The 16,859-nt window shown below is 46.7% G+C and carries 14 protein-coding genes and 1 pseudogene; 13 read left to right on the top strand and 2 right to left on the bottom strand.

Annotated elements, in window-relative coordinates; all coding sequences use genetic code 11:
• Positions 1-391: 391 nt before the first annotated feature.
• From ACMZ6R_RS03745 to ACMZ6R_RS03690, 12 genes and pseudogenes are all read left to right on the top strand, one after another.
• A pseudogene (locus ACMZ6R_RS03745) lies at positions 392-691 on the top strand (flagellin); the annotation flags it as partial.
• A gap of 51 nt (positions 692-742) precedes the next feature.
• The gene (locus tag ACMZ6R_RS03740; protein WP_416109545.1) at positions 743-982 is read left to right on the top strand and encodes a hypothetical protein; all 240 of its coding nucleotides are present in this window, start codon (positions 743-745) and stop codon (positions 980-982) included.
• Positions 983-1,666: 684 nt separating this feature from the next.
• Positions 1,667-2,620, top strand: a complete 954-nt coding sequence (locus ACMZ6R_RS03735; protein WP_416109544.1) for a hypothetical protein — start codon at positions 1,667-1,669, stop codon at positions 2,618-2,620.
• A gap of 161 nt (positions 2,621-2,781) precedes the next feature.
• Positions 2,782-3,972, top strand: a complete 1,191-nt coding sequence (locus ACMZ6R_RS03730; RefSeq protein WP_416109543.1) for a hypothetical protein — start codon at positions 2,782-2,784, stop codon at positions 3,970-3,972.
• 63 nt (positions 3,973-4,035) lie between these two features.
• Positions 4,036-4,950: a hypothetical protein gene (locus ACMZ6R_RS03725; RefSeq protein ID WP_416109542.1), complete on the top strand. Its 915-nt coding sequence runs from the start codon at positions 4,036-4,038 to the stop codon at positions 4,948-4,950.
• A gap of 563 nt (positions 4,951-5,513) precedes the next feature.
• Complete coding sequence (locus tag ACMZ6R_RS03720) at positions 5,514-5,804, top strand: hypothetical protein (protein WP_416109541.1); 291 nt, start codon at positions 5,514-5,516, stop codon at positions 5,802-5,804.
• A gap of 46 nt (positions 5,805-5,850) precedes the next feature.
• The gene (locus tag ACMZ6R_RS03715) at positions 5,851-7,746 is read left to right on the top strand and encodes a DUF927 domain-containing protein (protein ID WP_416109540.1); all 1,896 of its coding nucleotides are present in this window, start codon (positions 5,851-5,853) and stop codon (positions 7,744-7,746) included.
• 276 nt (positions 7,747-8,022) lie between these two features.
• On the top strand, positions 8,023-8,448 hold the full coding sequence (locus tag ACMZ6R_RS03710) for a hypothetical protein (RefSeq protein ID WP_416109539.1): 426 nt from the start codon (positions 8,023-8,025) through the stop codon (positions 8,446-8,448).
• A gap of 1,013 nt (positions 8,449-9,461) precedes the next feature.
• Positions 9,462-9,710, top strand: coding sequence for a hypothetical protein (locus ACMZ6R_RS03705; RefSeq protein WP_416109538.1), 249 nt, complete (start codon positions 9,462-9,464; stop codon positions 9,708-9,710).
• 333 nt (positions 9,711-10,043) lie between these two features.
• Positions 10,044-10,598: a tyrosine-type recombinase/integrase gene (locus ACMZ6R_RS03700; RefSeq protein WP_416109537.1), complete on the top strand. Its 555-nt coding sequence runs from the start codon at positions 10,044-10,046 to the stop codon at positions 10,596-10,598.
• 115 nt (positions 10,599-10,713) lie between these two features.
• Positions 10,714-11,838: a tyrosine-type recombinase/integrase gene (locus tag ACMZ6R_RS03695; protein WP_416109536.1), complete on the top strand. Its 1,125-nt coding sequence runs from the start codon at positions 10,714-10,716 to the stop codon at positions 11,836-11,838.
• Between the two features lie 411 nt (positions 11,839-12,249).
• Positions 12,250-12,489 (top strand): hypothetical protein, encoded by a 240-nt coding sequence (locus ACMZ6R_RS03690; protein ID WP_416109535.1) that lies wholly within the window; start codon positions 12,250-12,252, stop codon positions 12,487-12,489.
• Between the two features lie 140 nt (positions 12,490-12,629).
• On the opposite strand, the gene ACMZ6R_RS03685 is transcribed toward ACMZ6R_RS03690, so the two are convergent.
• Positions 12,630-13,661, bottom strand: coding sequence for an IS5 family transposase (locus ACMZ6R_RS03685; RefSeq protein WP_416109534.1), 1,032 nt, complete (start codon positions 13,659-13,661; stop codon positions 12,630-12,632).
• Positions 13,662-14,549: 888 nt separating this feature from the next.
• On the opposite strand from ACMZ6R_RS03685, the gene ACMZ6R_RS03680 reads away from it, so the two are divergent.
• Complete coding sequence (locus ACMZ6R_RS03680) at positions 14,550-14,999, top strand: hypothetical protein (protein ID WP_416109533.1); 450 nt, start codon at positions 14,550-14,552, stop codon at positions 14,997-14,999.
• 84 nt (positions 15,000-15,083) lie between these two features.
• On the opposite strand, the gene ACMZ6R_RS03675 is transcribed toward ACMZ6R_RS03680, so the two are convergent.
• Complete coding sequence (locus tag ACMZ6R_RS03675) at positions 15,084-16,400, bottom strand: hemolysin family protein (RefSeq protein WP_416109532.1); 1,317 nt, start codon at positions 16,398-16,400, stop codon at positions 15,084-15,086.
• Positions 16,401-16,859: the final 459 nt, after the last annotated feature.

Genomic DNA, 16,859 nt, shown 5'->3' with positions numbered 1-16,859 from the left:
CTTCAACGGTGACGGCACCAACAGCGCACGTGCGAGAATCGTCAACTCAGATGCGACGTTCTTTGACGACGAGTTCCAGGTAAACGAAGAGAATTTTCCGCCACAGACTTGGCCGAAGGTAACCAGGCTGGAGGGTGGAGGTTTTTTAGTCGCATTTCGTGATCCTGGCGGGAGTGATGGCAACGGCTGGGCATCGGTCGGGCAACTCTATACTTCTGATGGTCATGCGGTAGATGGAAACTTCATCATCAACCAGACCACATCGGGCAACCAAATTCTGGATGATGTCACAGGACTCCGTGGAGGGGGCTTTTTCGCCAGCTACTTCACCGATGATGGCTTGGACCCTTCATCCAACGGTATCGGAGCCAGCATCTACCAGCCAGTGATAAGCGTCGCGACACAGGCTCGGGCGCAGGCAAGTCTGGAGGCCATAGACAAAGCAATCGTTTCCAAAGACAAAATCCGTGCTAATCTTGGAGCGCTACAAAACCGCCTTGAGAATACAATTTCAAACTTACAAATTCAAGCTGAGAATCTTCAAGCTGCTGAATCACAAATATCAGACACTGACGTCGCCCAGGAAATGACCTCATTTGTGAAAGAACAGATATTATCACAAGCATCTATTGCTATGCTTGCCCAAGCAAACTCCCTGCCGAAGATGGCGTTGCAAATAATCACAGGTTAATAGCGATCAAACATTATCTGGTCAACACTCAAAACAACCAGGAGCAGAATCATGAATCCTAATGCGCTTGAACCTCAAGCTATCGCAATCACCGCAATAAGACCCATTCTTTCAAATGACATTTCGAAGAACAAAATTGATAGGATCATGATGGCGCTTCGCGGGAACGATCCTGACAGGACATCCATTGACCTAACAGAAATCAGACCTTTGCTTCTTGAAGACTTTTCTGACGGCGACATCAACAGGATCATGATGGCGTTGAAGCTCTCCCAGGCGAACCCCAATTAGCCGAGCCAGTGGAGTTCATCGCGGCACGGCATTTGGTCTCCTGCCCGGTGACATCTTGCCTGATCCCAGCCCCAGGATAGACGCTGTCGCTGGCCGAGGGTGATGCGGCGGGTCGGGAATTTACCCTGGCCCGCTTGTCACCTTGGGTGATCCTGTGTCACTGGCCCGCCGCTGGCGCTGGTTACGCCTCCATCTCCCTTTATTGCTGACTTTATTCGCCCCGATGGCTGGCCCATGCGCCGTCTGGTTTCGATTTGCCACGCACTGATTCTATACGAAATCACGATGAAATTGCTGCTTTTCATCTCGAACCAAAGTGGTGACACCTTGAGAACAGGAGGCGACATAAGGGGACAAGGTGGGAAACTGAAAAGTCAGAAGCCGCGTTTTTGAGCACTCGATGTTGGGAAATGGCGGTGAAGTGGGAAATAGCCAACCTCCGCATGACCACTATCTGAAGCGCAGACTCCTGCGTTTGAAGTTACCGTGCCCCTGCCCTGGCACATTCGCTGCCCCAGGAGACGCATTAGGCACACACTCAGTACGCTTACCTGATTTTAAAATTGACGACAGCCCGCCATAAGTCCATAATAAATACCGGCACTTACCAAACCATTTTGGGGTATTACGGAAACGCACCCCAACTCGAAGAGTGCTTTCATATGATTCCCACGGAGTTCCCTCATGGCGAAGAGCATCACCAAGCTACCCAAGGACAATGTGGATCGGCTGATGAATGTCGCCTTTTGGTATTGGGAATATATGCGTCGGAATCAGCATTACATCAGATATTGCAACGTTATCGAGCATTACAAAAGCTACTTTCAAGACATTGGCGAGTTTGAATATCTTGACTCAAAAGAAGGAATGGAAGAACTATTTTCATATTTTTACGACACAGAAAACGATTATGATGTAAAAAACAACCCATACAAGACTCGACTTGAAGAGCTTCACGGGAAAGATGCTGGAATAAAATTTATAAAATTTTCCTTTCTATCTGAAAAATATCGGAGTAGATTTAACAGAATATACAAACACTATTCTCTTGGAATCGACACAGACGAAGAACTGCTAAAACTTTTGAACGAGGAAGATATTTTATTTGAGACGCGAGACACTACTGATATCGCCGCGCTCCTTCGAATGCACAACGACTGGACCATAAAAATAGACGACGACACTCCAACGCATTACATTTACAGCCTTGAAGAATCTGGCCCAATTACTATTGACCCTAAAAGCATTTTAAATACCCCGGCACAGATAGGACTAGAAGCACATGCAATTAATCTAATCAACAAATCAATCAGAAGTCTCATCAAAAAGCAGTTTGTCGAACTAGAAACATTTGAAGCAGTTTACAGAATAAGTTTGGCTGGCAGACACATCAATAGTTCAGATGAAATGCGCCTCGCTATCCTCTGGTTATGGGACAAAGCCCATGAAGAGGACGATGGAAACCCAGCCCCCTTTGACGCAGTCTACCCCCTCCTCAAGGACAAGCTCGAAAGCGCCAACGTAAGCGGTGGGGTCTGGGAACAGATCCTTTACCGGAAGTCGAGAATCCTCGGCTACTACAAAATGCTCACCCAGAGCATATCGCAACTCACCGTACTTCCACTTCAATCCAAATAATCCCCGCTTTTTATCCTTCTGCCAAATTTTGATTCCAAAGTTTGGCAAGAGAGATTTTCGCCCTTCGCCCAGGGTGTCCTCAAGAACAACGCGCAACGGATCATCGTCACGGTGACGAACCCCGAAGCGCCAATCCCCTCAACGGGGTCTTGGAGGATACCATGGCTGACAACAATTACGACGACCCGTCTCACCTGAACGATCGCGGAAAAACGGGTGGCACCGGCGGTGCTGGCGCTGCTGGCAATGAGAAGAAGACGCAAGCGGAGCAGATAGACGGTCAGGGAACTCTGAGCACGGACGATTCTTCGGACATGAAGCGACTGCTGGACGAAGGCTTGAACGTCGACAAGTTCTCCTTCGACATGATGCTGCGCGAGTTCCATGGTTGTACGGGTGGGCTGGGTGGCATTCCCGAGTCCTTTGAGGAAGCGAAGAAAACCACGCCTCCGGGTAAGATGAAAAAGGCCATGAAGGAGGACCTCTCTAAAAAGTCCGAGGAAGCATTGCTTGACGAGTTTGGTAAGCAGAATGCCAAACTCAATGAGTTCCTTGGCAAAGCGAATGCGGGTGGTGGTATTCTGGCGATTCGAAATGGAATGATCATCAATCAGCTGAAGTCTCGTCACGCCGTTGCGGATGACTGGGGACCTTGGTCCAAAAAAAACATCATCGATGTGTATGATGTGAGCAAGCGAACACTGGAGAAGTACAGCAACATCGAAATGATCCCGTGCGTTGAGTTGCACACTCAGCTTGGTATCGACCTTTTGGCCGATTTCGGTTCCATCTACAAGAGATCGGAACCGGAAGTTAAGCAGCGGATGGGCGATGATCCGATCAAGCATTTCATCAAAGAGCTTGAAGCTGATGCGCCGGCTGCGGACAGAAAAGCGCACATGGAAGCTGTGATCGAGGTTCTCAAGCTGGAGAAATATAAGGTCAATATCGAGTTGGAACTCATGAAGCGCTTCCTTGACGTTGATGGCAAGCTTTCCAAGGAGCGCCGAAAGTTCCTGGCCATCGGCGAGGAGAAGAAACAGAAGTTCGCCTACGACTTCCTCAAGCGTGTCATCAAGCACAATGGCAATTGGGCGAAGGCGCAAGAAGAGATCGCTCCCAAGTCCACGAAGGAATCCTCAACCGACTCGCAGGGAAACACCAAGCCTGTGACGGCCAAGGAAGACATCCCGAATATCGTCGAGCAGGCCATCTCGCTCCGTCAGACGATCAAGGCGATGCTGCAATCCGGGCAGATTGCCAAGGATGTGAGTGCTGAGATGTTGGACGATCTCCTGGAAGATATCAACACCCTCAGAAACCGAATCGCTTCGACGGACCCCGCTGCCTAGCTATAACCACGACAGGCTCCCCTGGTGGCTAACCGGGGGAGCCACAAAATTTAGGAGGAAATCATGAAAATATACCTTTCTTCACTGCCGATAAAGGTGCTTGATATGATTAGTGAAAGAATGCCTCATAGAAAGCCCAATGTTCTGGTTACTTACTATGGGCTGAAGGACCCTGCTGCCTACACCATTGAGAACAGGGAAAAGATCGAAAGTTTAATCCTTGATTGTGGAGCATTCAGTCTCTTTAACAAAGGGTTGCGCGGAGAAGAACTTGACTTTGCCGCTGACAAGCTCTTCCGTGGGTTCAAGGCTCACCTTACATTCGCAAGCCATTTATACGATTTCATATTCAGTATGGATGACGAATTTGGCCCCGATAGCTTCGAACACAACTTAGACCGCTTGCACATTTTGGAGGATGCTGGTTTATGTGTTGTTCCGGTTGTTCACAATCTAACAAACCAGGAAATTAATTACTATGTATCCAACGCCTACCCATGCATTGCCATAGGACAATGTCAAGGCGTGAATAGGGAAGACCTAGAAGTCATAAGCCCTGTCGTTGACCCGCTTTACTGGAATCATCGTGTAAAAGTACATATGTTTGGCATGACGACACCGAATGTTACGCTCCACATCCCGGCATATTCTTGCGATTCGAAAACATGGCTTGACTATGCCTTTCGAGGTTGCGTGCTGTACTGGAACCACGAGAACAACAATCTCGACAAAACGGACACCATCTACCTCTCAAACTCAAACACGATAAAGGATAAAAATCTTGGCGTCGACTACAGGGAATACACCCACCTGGACAATTTCAAACAGCATATTTTTAACAACTACGGGATCACGTGGAGCGACATCATGGGCAACAAGCGCCAAATCTACAGGATGTTGGTGAACTGTCTTTATTTCCTTGAGCTGGAGGAAACGATCAACACTCACCACAAGGCTATGGACATTGTTTTTCCATAACTAACATTCGAATAACTGAGACAAAGGACCGGTTAATGCCGGTCTTTTGTTTTTTCAAAACATGGAGTCCTCTCAATGTCTACTCATGCGCCTGAAAACATTGGGCTAAGGGGCACTGGCATTCTAAGCGCAGAAGTCTGCGCTTTAGATATCAAAGACTTCCTGTGCAAATTTTCATTTCACCTAGACTCATTTTATACAATTGCGAAACAAAAAAAACTTCCACAATCAGAACTGAGGCGTCCAGCAGCAAATAAAGAACAAGCGAGTCGAATGAAATGATTGACGACAGAACCTATAAAAATTCTCATACCAGTACCTAACAGAACAAAACAAAGGTCCGCAATCACCATCATCACTTCGCCTTCACCCGCCTTCCATCTCCAAGATCAATCTCATCACTTCTAAGACTTTCTTTCTCACGAGACATTCCATGAGAATAAAAGAAATACAGATATACGATGTTCATAAATAATTTTTAAAACAATCACTTGACACATTTCGCGCCTCAACAACTGAAGCAAACACGAAACAATCCACCAAAAGAAACGAAGGAGCTAAGCATGGACAAAGACAAATTCGGCCAATTGTCAGGAGTTCAACAAAACGCTTACCTTAAACGTCAATGGACAAAATCTCGAATTGAAGAAGCAATTTCTTATCTCAAAGAAAACAACCTGCCTGTGACAGCCATGGCAATTGTAAACGCAACTGGACTTTCTAAAGCCACCGTCTACAGATACCGGGAACTTATTGGAAATGAGAATATTCGAAACTACACAAAGTTTCAAAATAATTTTGCACCACAAAGCGAATTACTAGACACAACAAGCACGATACAAATTAGCTCATAGCTCATTCGCACAAACACTATCTCGACTGGCCATCAAGATTAACTTGGTGGCCAAAAAAAATTCAAAAGAGACTGAAATGTTAAAAAACTTCATCAAACAATCACTGACTGAAAACGTCCCATCACCAACACCAGAAGCGCCGGCACCTTTTCTCATTAAACAGCGCATCGCCGATGCTCCAGTAGCTACGGATGCAGTACTTCCATGGCATTATCTATTAACTAAAGAGTGGAGCATCATCAAACAAAGCGAATCAGGAGGCAAACTCATATCACGATTCCCTCTTTTCATTTCCGAACTGTCCCAGAACAGAAGCACCGGGCTGCACTATGTCACCCTGTCATGGAAAGCCGACGGGAGATGGCACAACTGGCAAGTTGAACGCTGTATGATCGCAACAAAATCAAATATCGTAGCCTTGTCTAATTACAATATTCCAGTCACAAGTTTGAATGCGAATTATCTCATTGAATATCTCCAGGAATACGAACAGGTAAATACCAGAAATATTCCCAGAGCATTTGTCGAAAATCGATTAGGCTGGACTGATGACATGTCGGGTTTTCTATGGGGGCATTCGTACTTAACTGGTCCTTCTGTGCAGCAATCATCCAGTCAACCCTCCGTCGTGCGTTTTAAAGGGGCCGACCAGGGAGATGAGCAGTTTGCGGATGGATTTAAACGAAAGGGTGATTTTCCTACATGGATTTTACTTGCCAACGAACTCCTCAATTATCCTGACGTTGCATTTTCCATGTACACTTCGCTATCGGCACCACTCCTTCCAATCCTGGGAGTTGATAATTTCACCCTGGAATTGAGCGCTCCTAGTTCTTCTGGTAAAACGTCTACGTTGAAGTTTGCAGCTTCTGCCTGGGGAAATCCATCGTTTTCTTCTGGATCATTTGTCAATACCTGGAATGGAACAGACAATCGTATTGGACGAATTGCAGGCCTACTGAATGGTCTGCCACTCTTCTTAGACGAAACTAAATTTGCTGAAAAGTACAAAAATAAGAATAAATACGGGAGCTACCTTGTCACAGACACCATCTATATGATCGCATCTGGGCAGGACAAAGGTCGGGCGACAATCCATGGCTCTGATCGGTTGCAATCGTTCAGAACTATCCTCTTTTCTACTGGAGAAACCCCCAGCTTGGACCTGAGCAATGATGGCGGCTCACGGGGCAGGATTATTGATCTTTGTGGAATACCTTTCCTGAAACAGGACTCAGAAAGCAATGAAGTTGTGAACAAGATAAAGCACACCATCGATGATCATTATGGTCATGCTGGACCTTGCCTAGTTCAATTCATCCTGAATCATCGAGATCAATGGCCATTATGGAAAAGTGCTTACAAAGAAACAAGACAGATGTTGACTCAATTTCAAAAGATGTCTCCAATTGAAATGAGACTGACAGAATACTTTGCCGCAGTGGCAATTGCTATTCCGATTGTCCATGCTGCAATTCCAGGACTTAGAAGAGATAAACCTGTCGTTGAATTATTTAGACAGGTTTGGGAACGTGCTAAGTATGAAGCATCTTCAGCTGACATTGGACTCAAAGCTATTCAATGCGTTGACGACTGGATCAAGATCAATCCAGACAAAATATATTCTCCAGATCATGTTCGTAAAAATATACTTTGGTCAGGAGATAGATTCGGCGCTTATTGGGATAATCAAGGTGACGGCAACTGGACTTTCATTGGATTAACCAAGCCTTGCTTAGATGATCTTCTCCGAAAGAATAATCTTAAAACCAATGAAATCGTCAGACTCTGGAAAAACAAAGGATGGCTCTGGACTGATGGATCTTCAAAAGGATATCAACGACAAGTGGCAATTCCAGGGTCTTTGAACGGGACTAGCACAATGAAACTGAACCTCTACTGTATCAGTAAACAGAATTTAGTAAGTGCAGTGAAGAACTAGGTACTTATTTTTAGTGCTGACTAAATTTTTTCGTCTCCGTCTTCTGGTCCTTTGCTAGCTAAAGATAAACATGAACCTGTGACTCTTATTATACTTACTAAATTTATTAAAAAATTTTATTTATATATTATTATAATAATGAATCATAGATAATATATAAAAGGGGAGGTGGTGGGTCAAAAAAAATTTAGTAATTTAGTCAGACGAAGGTCCAGGCTGTTCCTGGATCAGCGTGGATGTGATGATTATCTAGAAACAGACGAAGGAGCTAGCGACATGGTCTTCGTTGACTTCCTAAAAAGTTTTGACCTTGATCCAGCAGTATTCTGTCCATTCGACATTGCAGGTCAAAATGATGATTCTGATTCTGTCATTTCTGAAACAAGTAATGAGTCAATAAATATTGATCCAGAGATGATCAAGACAAATGGTTCTGTTAGTTCATCAACCACTTGGCCTTCATCTTCTGAAACTGCCTCCAAGGAAATCAATTCCAGTCCTGCTGAAACAGAGGCTTGCCAAACTGGGTCAAAAAACATCAAATGTACTCAATGTGATTTCTGTGAGCCACTAGAAGACCTCGAGAATGGATCAGATAGTTTTATTTGTTCTGCCAGTCACAGAGCCATCGCTGACATTTACACCAGCGCCTCAGGTTGCACCAGCTATTATTCTTCTGAACAGATTTCTTTTGATGAGTAGTTTAGTTTTGTCATTGGTCATGTGATTTGACTTCGGGAGTCCTGCAACCTTTGAAACCAAAATGAGTCATGCGAGATAATAGGAACTTTGATGTCAGCGGTTAAAATACCACTGAACATCAACACCAACTAACCATTGTCCAGTCGTCAGCCAATGTTTGCAAATGACATTGGGCTGCAATTTGTAATATTTTCAACACAAAATAATTTTATAGTTTCTGTTCGTATATCTGTTTACTCTTGAAACTTTCATCATGTCAAAGTCAATGTTATTTTAAAAGTTACAGATAGATATTGATCATCACTGTACGGTGTCTGAGCAAGGCCCTTGGCTTTTCGGAGCTGAGGGCTTTGTTCTTTATGAGATGCAAAGCTGAAACTCAATCAGCAGAGGAGGATGAACTATGGTTTTTAGAGTCATCATATTTCTCATAGGCTCGAAAATGGCTCGGGAGATACTTAAGCAAGCACTAATCGTTGTCGTAAAGAGATCCATTTGAACCTGTTAACACCGGGGGAGAATTGTCTTCCCCGTCTTCTTGCGATTTTGTTTGTCGAAAGCGAGTCTCCTGGAATAGATCCTCAGTCCTGTGCTTGCCAGCAGTCCCGATGTCCTGGGGGATTTACTGGCTTGCCCTCCCCCTGAAAACACCCCTTCAAATCTCCCGTCTCCTGCGCTTTCCGGGGCTTTCCTATAGTTGACCCTGCCTCGGACCTGAAAACCCCAGGAACTCGACCCTAGGGCCAATCAACGATTTTGGCATGAGCCTCTTTAAGTTATCATCTTCAGGATCAGCACTTAACAGCGCATTATGTTCTTATTCTTCGATGATATAGATATTGTAATGGTATCCTGAACTTAAAACCCAAGGAGTCACCATGTCATCCAAGAAGGATCAGTCTACAGAATTGCCTTCTACGGATATCGCTGACAAGAAAAAGCGTCCCGAATCCAGATACAATGCTTCGGTTCTCCGGGAGTGCATTAAGGAAGGTCTCGATGCGAAGGCGATCATGGAAAGAATGAATATCACGCATAAGCCCACGCTTAAGCACTTCATTCTCAAGCTCACCAGTGACGATAGGAAATTCTACGACGTCAAGGGACTTTATCAGAAAAGCTCAAGTCGTCCCTACGTCAACAAGAAGGGTGTCGTCTGCTTCAACATCCACAAGGTGGACCTGGGCGATCTGGAGGTCAAGGAAGGTGATGAGTTCGTCGTCACTGCCGAAGATGGCAAGATCATCCTAACGGTGATCTAACTGCAACGTGTAACCAATGCCACGCCTTAAGGAGGTGGCATTTTATTGTTTCACGAAAAAGCTTTCTAGCTCCTGCGACAGCAATAGCTGGATTCGCAGCTTGAAAATTACGAACTCCTGATCCGGGCATTTGAATCAATTCATACAGATATGGAATAACTATCGGAAAGAACGGTAATAGGTAGAATCGTACATTGGAGTGATTTTCAATGGAAAGCTGTTGAACTTCAACGAGTTACAGCCAGCCCCCAAAAGGCTGTCCCGCCACACTAGCTTTTGAAAGCACGATTTCAACCTCCTGGAACTAGAAACTCTCATTCAAAGGAGTTGATCATGAAAGTGGAGCCGATCATCAACATGAAAGACATCAAGAGCATTAAGAAACTTTTGGTGGATCGTCCGAGGGACAGGCTACTATTCGTGCTAGGCATTAATTCTGGATTGCGAGTACAGGACATTTTGTCCTTGAAAGTCTCTGACGTTAGGACCTGTAGCATTGGCGACAGGGTTAGTATCAAAGAAAAGAAGACTGGCAAAGAAAATGTTTTGATCCTGAACAAGGAGATCAAAACAGCTCTGGATGAGTACTTGCGATGTGCTAAACGTCAAGATGACCACTACCTTTTCAAAAGCCGAAAAGGCCAGAACTATCCATTAACCACCTATGCCGTAACTATGATGGTTCAAAGGTGGTGCGATGAGATCAATCTCAAGATCAATGCGGGTGCGCACACTTTACGCAAGACGTGGTGCTACCAACAACGGCAAATGGGTTCATCGTGGGAACTACTTGCGAAGCGGTTGAACCACAGCACACCTTCAATAACAAGGAGATACCTTGGTGTGCAGGAGGAAGAAGTCGAAGAAATTTTGATGAAATCCATTTAACACTTTTACAAAGGAGCGCAAAGCTCCTTTCTTTAGTTCCTCTTGCTACACAAGTTTTCCAATCGATTCCATTCTTCTCATTGATCCTAACATAAATTTGCACTTGGAGGTGCTTATGGGCGTTTACCAGCGAAGTGAACGATGGATGGTCTATTATCATGTGAATGGCAAGCGACACGACAAGTCATTTGGACGCGGCGAACTCGCACAGGCCAAAGCTGAAGTTTTCGACAAAGCTGTCCGGGAAGCCCTCGAGCATGGGCAACCGATTCCTGATCCGGCATTAGTGACAGCCCCAGTCCAGGTGGTGAAAACCGTCAGCCTGACGAATGAGCCAAGTAGCCAGGTCCTGGGCCAGCAACCTTCAGGGATGGCGTTATCCGATCTTGGAGCCAGATACCTGGATCACATGCGAGCATCAGGACGTACGGATAACCACATCCGCAACATTGAGCGCCTGCTGGCAAACAAGTTCGTTCCGGTCCTTGGAGACAAACCGGTGAACTCGATGACCTACCAGGGGGACATGGTCCCGTTTATCCTACATTTCCAGGGGATAAGCGACAAAACCAAGAAGGAACGGTCCCAGGTAACGATCAATAAGTACTGCGATTACTTGAACTTCATTTTCCACTTCGGGATTGCTAATGACTTCACCAAGGTCAACCCCTTGAAGAACTGGAAGAAAGCAAAAACGCAACCCAGGGAAATGAAGCTGAACCTGGATGACGCCAAGAAGATCATGGCCTGCGCTGAACCCCATCTCAAATGGGCCATGGAGGTCTGCTTCAACATCGGTGCACGTCCAGGGGAATCGGAACTCCTGGCGCTCAAATGGGAGCATGTCGACTTCGGAGCAGGAACGGTCCGCATCTATGCGACGAAAACCAAGACCTATCGGATTGTTCCCATTAATCCGATTTTCCTGAAGCGCATGGAGCAAGTCCGTGCGACTTCACAGTCTGGGTTCATTATTGAGTACAACGGGAAGCCTGTCTCTCGGGTTGTCAAATCCTTTAGAAACGCTTGCACTCGTGCTGGAATTAGCTACCCAACTCGAATGTACGATCTGCGTCATTTGTTCGCTACAACTCTGCTTAGAAAAGGTGCTGACCTTGCGGCTGTGTCGAAAATGATGGGTCACAGCACGGTCAAGCTCACAGCGGACACTTATTACCACTACATGGAGGGAGAAAAGGAAAGAGCAGTTCGATTATTACCGGAGTTGATGGCAAGTTAGCGTTTGGTGGTGGGGTATCTTGGAAGAGGTATCCCACCCTCTATTTTGTGAATCAGTCCCAAGACACCCGCTACCATAAGAATAGGAATGACAATGGACGACACATACAGTGCCTACAATAGCAAGTCACGCCGAAAGAGCGGCATGTGGAAAACAATGAACGGAGGATATCCTGGGAAATATTGTCCCGTAGTAGCGAAGGGCCGCCCCTACAGCGAGCTTTGCGTAGCCATTGATCTTATTGAGTCACTGAATCTTCGACTTCTCAACGAACACAAAAGCTAACAGTGCAAATAACCATTCGCAAAGTTGACGATCAACATTTAGCGCAACACTTTTGAAGAAGGCGAGTCTTCTGCCGAGTACCCGCCTTCTTCGATAGATTGTTAAAGAACTGCAAGGAGATGAAACATGTTTCCAGTTAACTGTGTCATTTGCGGCAAGCCCTGCTCCAGAAAGAAAGGTCACCATTGGTATCTTTGCAAGGACTGCAACGCCAAATACTGGGCAGCAAACAAGGACAGCTACACTTTCTCTTCATTCTTAGACAATATCGGATATTTTAAAGATACTTACGAAAACGAACAAGACAACTTCTGGAAAGAGCTTGGACTTGATAATTCTAAAACCGATCCAACGTCGACGAAATGAGACCGTTGCACAATTTCCTTCGGCAGGTGCGTTGACCTTTTTTCAAGCTCAAAAACGGGTTTTTCGCCATCAATTGGGCGCACACAGTGACGCTTTCTCGCCCGAAGGCGGCTGACACCGCCTTTCAGGCGCACCTGTCCTTAGCTTCCCGCCATGAGGACTGCTTTTTTCAGGTTGAAGGCCATGGCATTGAGCAGAAATTCCAACTCGACCTTGGGGATTCCCAGGTAGCGCGTCCTGAAGAATCCATATCCCCGTTTGAGCGTGCCGAAGGCACGTTCCACCTTTGCCCGGACACTGCTGATGAGGCGATTTGCCGCTTTCTCGACGGCGCTGAGCGCTCGGTTGCGGGCGGCCTTGTACATGATGCCGTCCGCAAGCCCTCGGGCCTGGAGCACATGCCGGTTCAACTGGCTGCTGTACCCCTTGTCCGCATAGATGCAGCCTCCTGGCACAGGGTCGATTTCGTCTAGAAGGTCTATAAATTCCTGCGTGTCGGAGCGATTGGCCGGGGTGACGTGCCCGCCAAGGAGAAAGCCGTCCCGGCTGTCCGTGGCCGCGTGGATCTTGTAGCCGTAATACGCTCGATTCCCCTTGCGCAGCCAGGCCGCGTCGGCATCGTCGGAGTAGCTGACGGTCACTTCCGAGGCCTCGGCGTCATCCTCTTCCCGGTCTTCGGGAAGAATGTCGATCACCTTGGAAGGACGGCGCGAGGACGAAACAACACTGGCATCGACAATGGCTCCCTCACGGACCAGCAATCCACGTCGCTCCAGTTGATGGTTGAGTTTGTCCAGGAGGCGCTTGAGCACATTTTTCTCGAGCAGGCTTTGCCGAAACCGGCAAATGGTCGAGGAATCGGGGACTTCGTCGTGATCGAGGGAAAGGCCCACAAAACGGACAAAGGACAGGCGGTCGTACAAAGATTCTTCCGCAGCCACGTCACTGAGGTTGTACCAGCGCTGCAGCAGGAGAATTTTAAACATGGGCAGGGGCGGGTACGCAGGATTGCCAACGGCGTTGACAACCCGTTGGAGCTTCTTGCGAAGCAATTTTTCAAGCGGCTTCCAGTCGATGAGACGATCAATCTCGTCCAAAAAGCAATCCTTGTGCTTGCGACGGGCCACCACGTAGTCGGCGATACCAGGATTCTTGGAAGTGCGCTCGCTCATGCTCTCCTCCATCTTTTTGATGGAAAAAATCTAGCATAACTACATAATTTTACAATATATTTGTGGTAATTTTCCGTGCATCGGTCTCGAAATAGATTACAGCACACTGAACGCAACCAACAACCAGCAAGAAATCATTATGAAACAAAATAACTTTTTAATCTTCAGAAGTCCTGGCGGTAGTTCTTGCGCGATTAAACGTGACGCCTATGAGCAATACATATTGCCATTTGCAAAGATGCTAGAATCTTATTCGAAATTCCAGCAAGAACTCAAAGCGAAACAATTAAACTCAAAAGAATACGACAACTATTGGCACAAACGTGGCCTTTAGAATTCTGGGTTAATTCGTGTTGCAGCGAGGTGGACTTCCCTGACCCGGAGGTCCACCTTGTTTTTAACAGGTGGCGAAGGACAAGCCCCATGGGCCAGGGGCAGCCGAAAAGTTGGTCTACAGCTGGGACTGATTCTAGCAAATCAGTGGCTGGCGACAACCAAAATCAAAAACGCAGGAACCTGCGCTGGCGGAAATGGTTGAGATGACGAGGGAATTTGATTGTTTAGCCCAGCCCCAGGAACCTTGCATCATCTCCGAGAGGACCGAACCCGAGCTTTTGGAACCAAGGTGAAGCGTGGCTTGCGGAAGCACTTGGATTCGATACTCACGTGACATTGATTCATTTGAGAACAAATAAATATGGAATGCTATTCAAATCAGGCAGTTACTGAATACCCCCCCCGGCAGGATGGCACTCATACCTGCCAATGTCGCTCTTTTCTTTTCGGATGGATTCAGCTATAATAAAAGTGGTGCACCTCCAGCATACGGTGAAATCAACTTGTTTTCAGTATTTTTATTTTAAACATCAACAAACCGCATGGTGTCTCATGTTTGTCTTTTCCATATGGGTTTTTCTGCTTTTTGTCGTGGAAACCTTCGTTGCAAGTGAACATTGTCGAGCATCTAGTCTTCAGGAATGTGCAACCTACGCCCTTTCGCTTGAGGCAAGCGTACTAGCAAATTCTAAAAAAATCCATCTAGATGACATTGTCATTGGCTCAGTTGCAAAGATCTCTCAGCCCGTCGAGGGACGCGTTGAGGCACAAATATGCATCGAAAAATACTACCAAAAGCACATTGAGCGAGGGACAATCGCCTATGTTCACGATGGGAAAATAAGCATCTATAACGTCTGGGCTTCAGGTGAAAGACTTCCTGAACATAGCACTATTCAAAGTTTTTCCAGCAGGCTTGATCTCTATTTGTACGAAGTAAAATCCATCGCGTTTCTTTTATTGCGCTATTTTGGCTGGGGACCAAGTCAAACAAAATCGTAAAAAGCAAGCCAACTCCAGACGATTGAATGAAAAGCGCAATTTTCAAGATATTTTTTAACATAAATGTACCTCAAGGGGCGAGAACTAACCATTTGGAATGGTTTTTCTTTCAACGAGTATGCGGTCTATGCGTCTACCGTCCATATCCACAATCTCAATATGAACATCGCGCCAGACAAATCGATCACCAATAGATGGTATATTTCCAAGTGATTTCAAGCAGAACCCAGCGATAGTCTTGAAATCACCTTCAGCAAAACCCGTTCCCTCGTGTGACAGTTCTAGCAGTCGCAGCACTTCGTCGAATGGCGTCATAGCGTCAATGAGCCATGATCCATCAGCACGTTGGACAATCGCCTTTTCCTGTGGCTCTTCAGTAGTCGGCAAATCGCCGATGAGTGCCTCAAGAACATCGTTTAATGTAACGATCCCCAGAATATCCCCGAATTCGTCTATGACAAAGGCAAAATGCATCCGAGACCGGGTTTTAAAAAGCTCAAGAAGCTTCAGAGCTCGCATTGACTCTGGAACATAAAGAGGTTCATGGAGCATACTCCGAAGGTCATCGGCCTGAAACTCCTGGGGTCGATCAAACAAATTCTTAATCTTAAGAACCCCGAGCAAGTTTTCCAAGCCCCCCTGGGCGACAGGAAACCGCGAAAATGTACTCTCCTTGATTTTCTTAACGTTGAACTCCCACGGGTCATCCAAATCCAGCCAAACAATTTGCGAGCGATGCGTCATAAGGGCTGCTACGTGGCGGTCCCCGAGCCGAATAACGCGGTCCATCATATCTCGCTCAGCCGTTTCAAGGATGCCTGACTGCGCACCCTCTGCGATAACGGAACGAATTTCCTCCTCAGTGACCTCCTGGCCCCCAGATGCGCGTAGGCGCAACAGTCGCAAAACAAACCCCGTCGACGCACTGAGAAAACGAACAGCAGGCAACGACACATACATCAACGCCAACATCGTCGGCGCTGCAAATTTAGCCAGTTGAATCGGGTAGGCGAAGGCGAGTCGCTTCGGTACAAGTTCACCGATGATCAGCGTCAGATAGGTGATTGGCACGACGACACAGATTAGGCCTAAAGTATCCGCGTAGGATTCGAGCGCAGGGAAGACGGCAAGCTCGGCTGCGATGGTCTCAGCCAGAGTAGCTCCACCGTAGGCACCGGTAAAAATGCCCACGAGAGTGATGCCAATTTGGACCGTTGAGAAAAATCGATCAGGTTGCTGCTGGAGTCGGTAAGCGGATTGGGCCATGGAATCACCGCCCTTGGCCAAGTTCTTCAGGTGAACGGCTTTGGACGAAACGATCGCCATCTCGGCCATAGAGAAAAAGCCGTTAATGACGATCAGGACGAGAATGATTCCGATTTCAAGCCAGATGGTAGCCATTTGTTCTGCTCCAAATGATGCCAATCTCACGCTGCTGATATTGATTTCCCGAAGAAATGAGGACAACCCAAACGATCAAGGGGGCGGCCCATCCGGACATGATCGCTCGGACGCAAGCCACTAAAACGATTTAGCACCCCAGGGGGTAGGGCAGCAAGCACGCCAGCTGCTCCACCTTAGAGCCTAAGAGCTTGCGATTTAATGTTATAACCAACTGCCGTCTTTCTAACTTCACCGAAATACACTGGCATTCACCTCTGCCACTGTTGACATCGCCGAAGAGATGTATAAGTTTCAAACCAACTGAAGGGGAGTAGCTCTTTCGGGCAAGGTCAACAGTACTGGCGCTTATACCCGGCGCTTGGCCTTGCCGTCGGTCCCCACCGATGAGCGAGACCTTCAGCATGAGTAATCATGCTGGATGTCTCGTTTTCTTATTCGGGACCTCCAGCCTAACCT

Origin of the sequence: Solidesulfovibrio sp. C21, assembly GCF_047785625.1 — a bacterium.
Lineage (GTDB): Bacteria > Desulfobacterota > Desulfovibrionia > Desulfovibrionales > Desulfovibrionaceae > Solidesulfovibrio.
Note: the sequence above shows the minus strand (reverse complement) of the source record. Positions and strands in the feature narration are given on the sequence as shown.

Excerpts from the sequence above, each read along its gene's own strand:
- ACMZ6R_RS03740 (WP_416109545.1), top strand. The coding sequence starts at position 743 with ATGAATCCTAATGCGCTTGAACCTCAAGCTATCGCAATCACCGCAATA.
- ACMZ6R_RS03710 (WP_416109539.1), top strand. The coding sequence starts at position 8,023 with ATGGTCTTCGTTGACTTCCTAAAAAGTTTTGACCTTGATCCAGCAGTA.
- ACMZ6R_RS03735 (WP_416109544.1), top strand. The coding sequence starts at position 1,667 with ATGGCGAAGAGCATCACCAAGCTACCCAAGGACAATGTGGATCGGCTG.
- ACMZ6R_RS03695 (WP_416109536.1), top strand. The coding sequence starts at position 10,714 with ATGGGCGTTTACCAGCGAAGTGAACGATGGATGGTCTATTATCATGTG.
- ACMZ6R_RS03725 (WP_416109542.1), top strand. The coding sequence starts at position 4,036 with ATGAAAATATACCTTTCTTCACTGCCGATAAAGGTGCTTGATATGATT.
- ACMZ6R_RS03705 (WP_416109538.1), top strand. The coding sequence starts at position 9,462 with ATGGAAAGAATGAATATCACGCATAAGCCCACGCTTAAGCACTTCATT.
- ACMZ6R_RS03680 (WP_416109533.1), top strand. The coding sequence starts at position 14,550 with ATGTTTGTCTTTTCCATATGGGTTTTTCTGCTTTTTGTCGTGGAAACC.
- ACMZ6R_RS03685 (WP_416109534.1), bottom strand. The coding sequence starts at position 13,661 with ATGAGCGAGCGCACTTCCAAGAATCCTGGTATCGCCGACTACGTGGTG.
- ACMZ6R_RS03675 (WP_416109532.1), bottom strand. The coding sequence starts at position 16,400 with ATGGCTACCATCTGGCTTGAAATCGGAATCATTCTCGTCCTGATCGTC.
- ACMZ6R_RS03730 (WP_416109543.1), top strand. The coding sequence starts at position 2,782 with ATGGCTGACAACAATTACGACGACCCGTCTCACCTGAACGATCGCGGA.
- ACMZ6R_RS03720 (WP_416109541.1), top strand. The coding sequence starts at position 5,514 with ATGGACAAAGACAAATTCGGCCAATTGTCAGGAGTTCAACAAAACGCT.
- ACMZ6R_RS03690 (WP_416109535.1), top strand. The coding sequence starts at position 12,250 with ATGTTTCCAGTTAACTGTGTCATTTGCGGCAAGCCCTGCTCCAGAAAG.
- ACMZ6R_RS03700 (WP_416109537.1), top strand. The coding sequence starts at position 10,044 with ATGAAAGTGGAGCCGATCATCAACATGAAAGACATCAAGAGCATTAAG.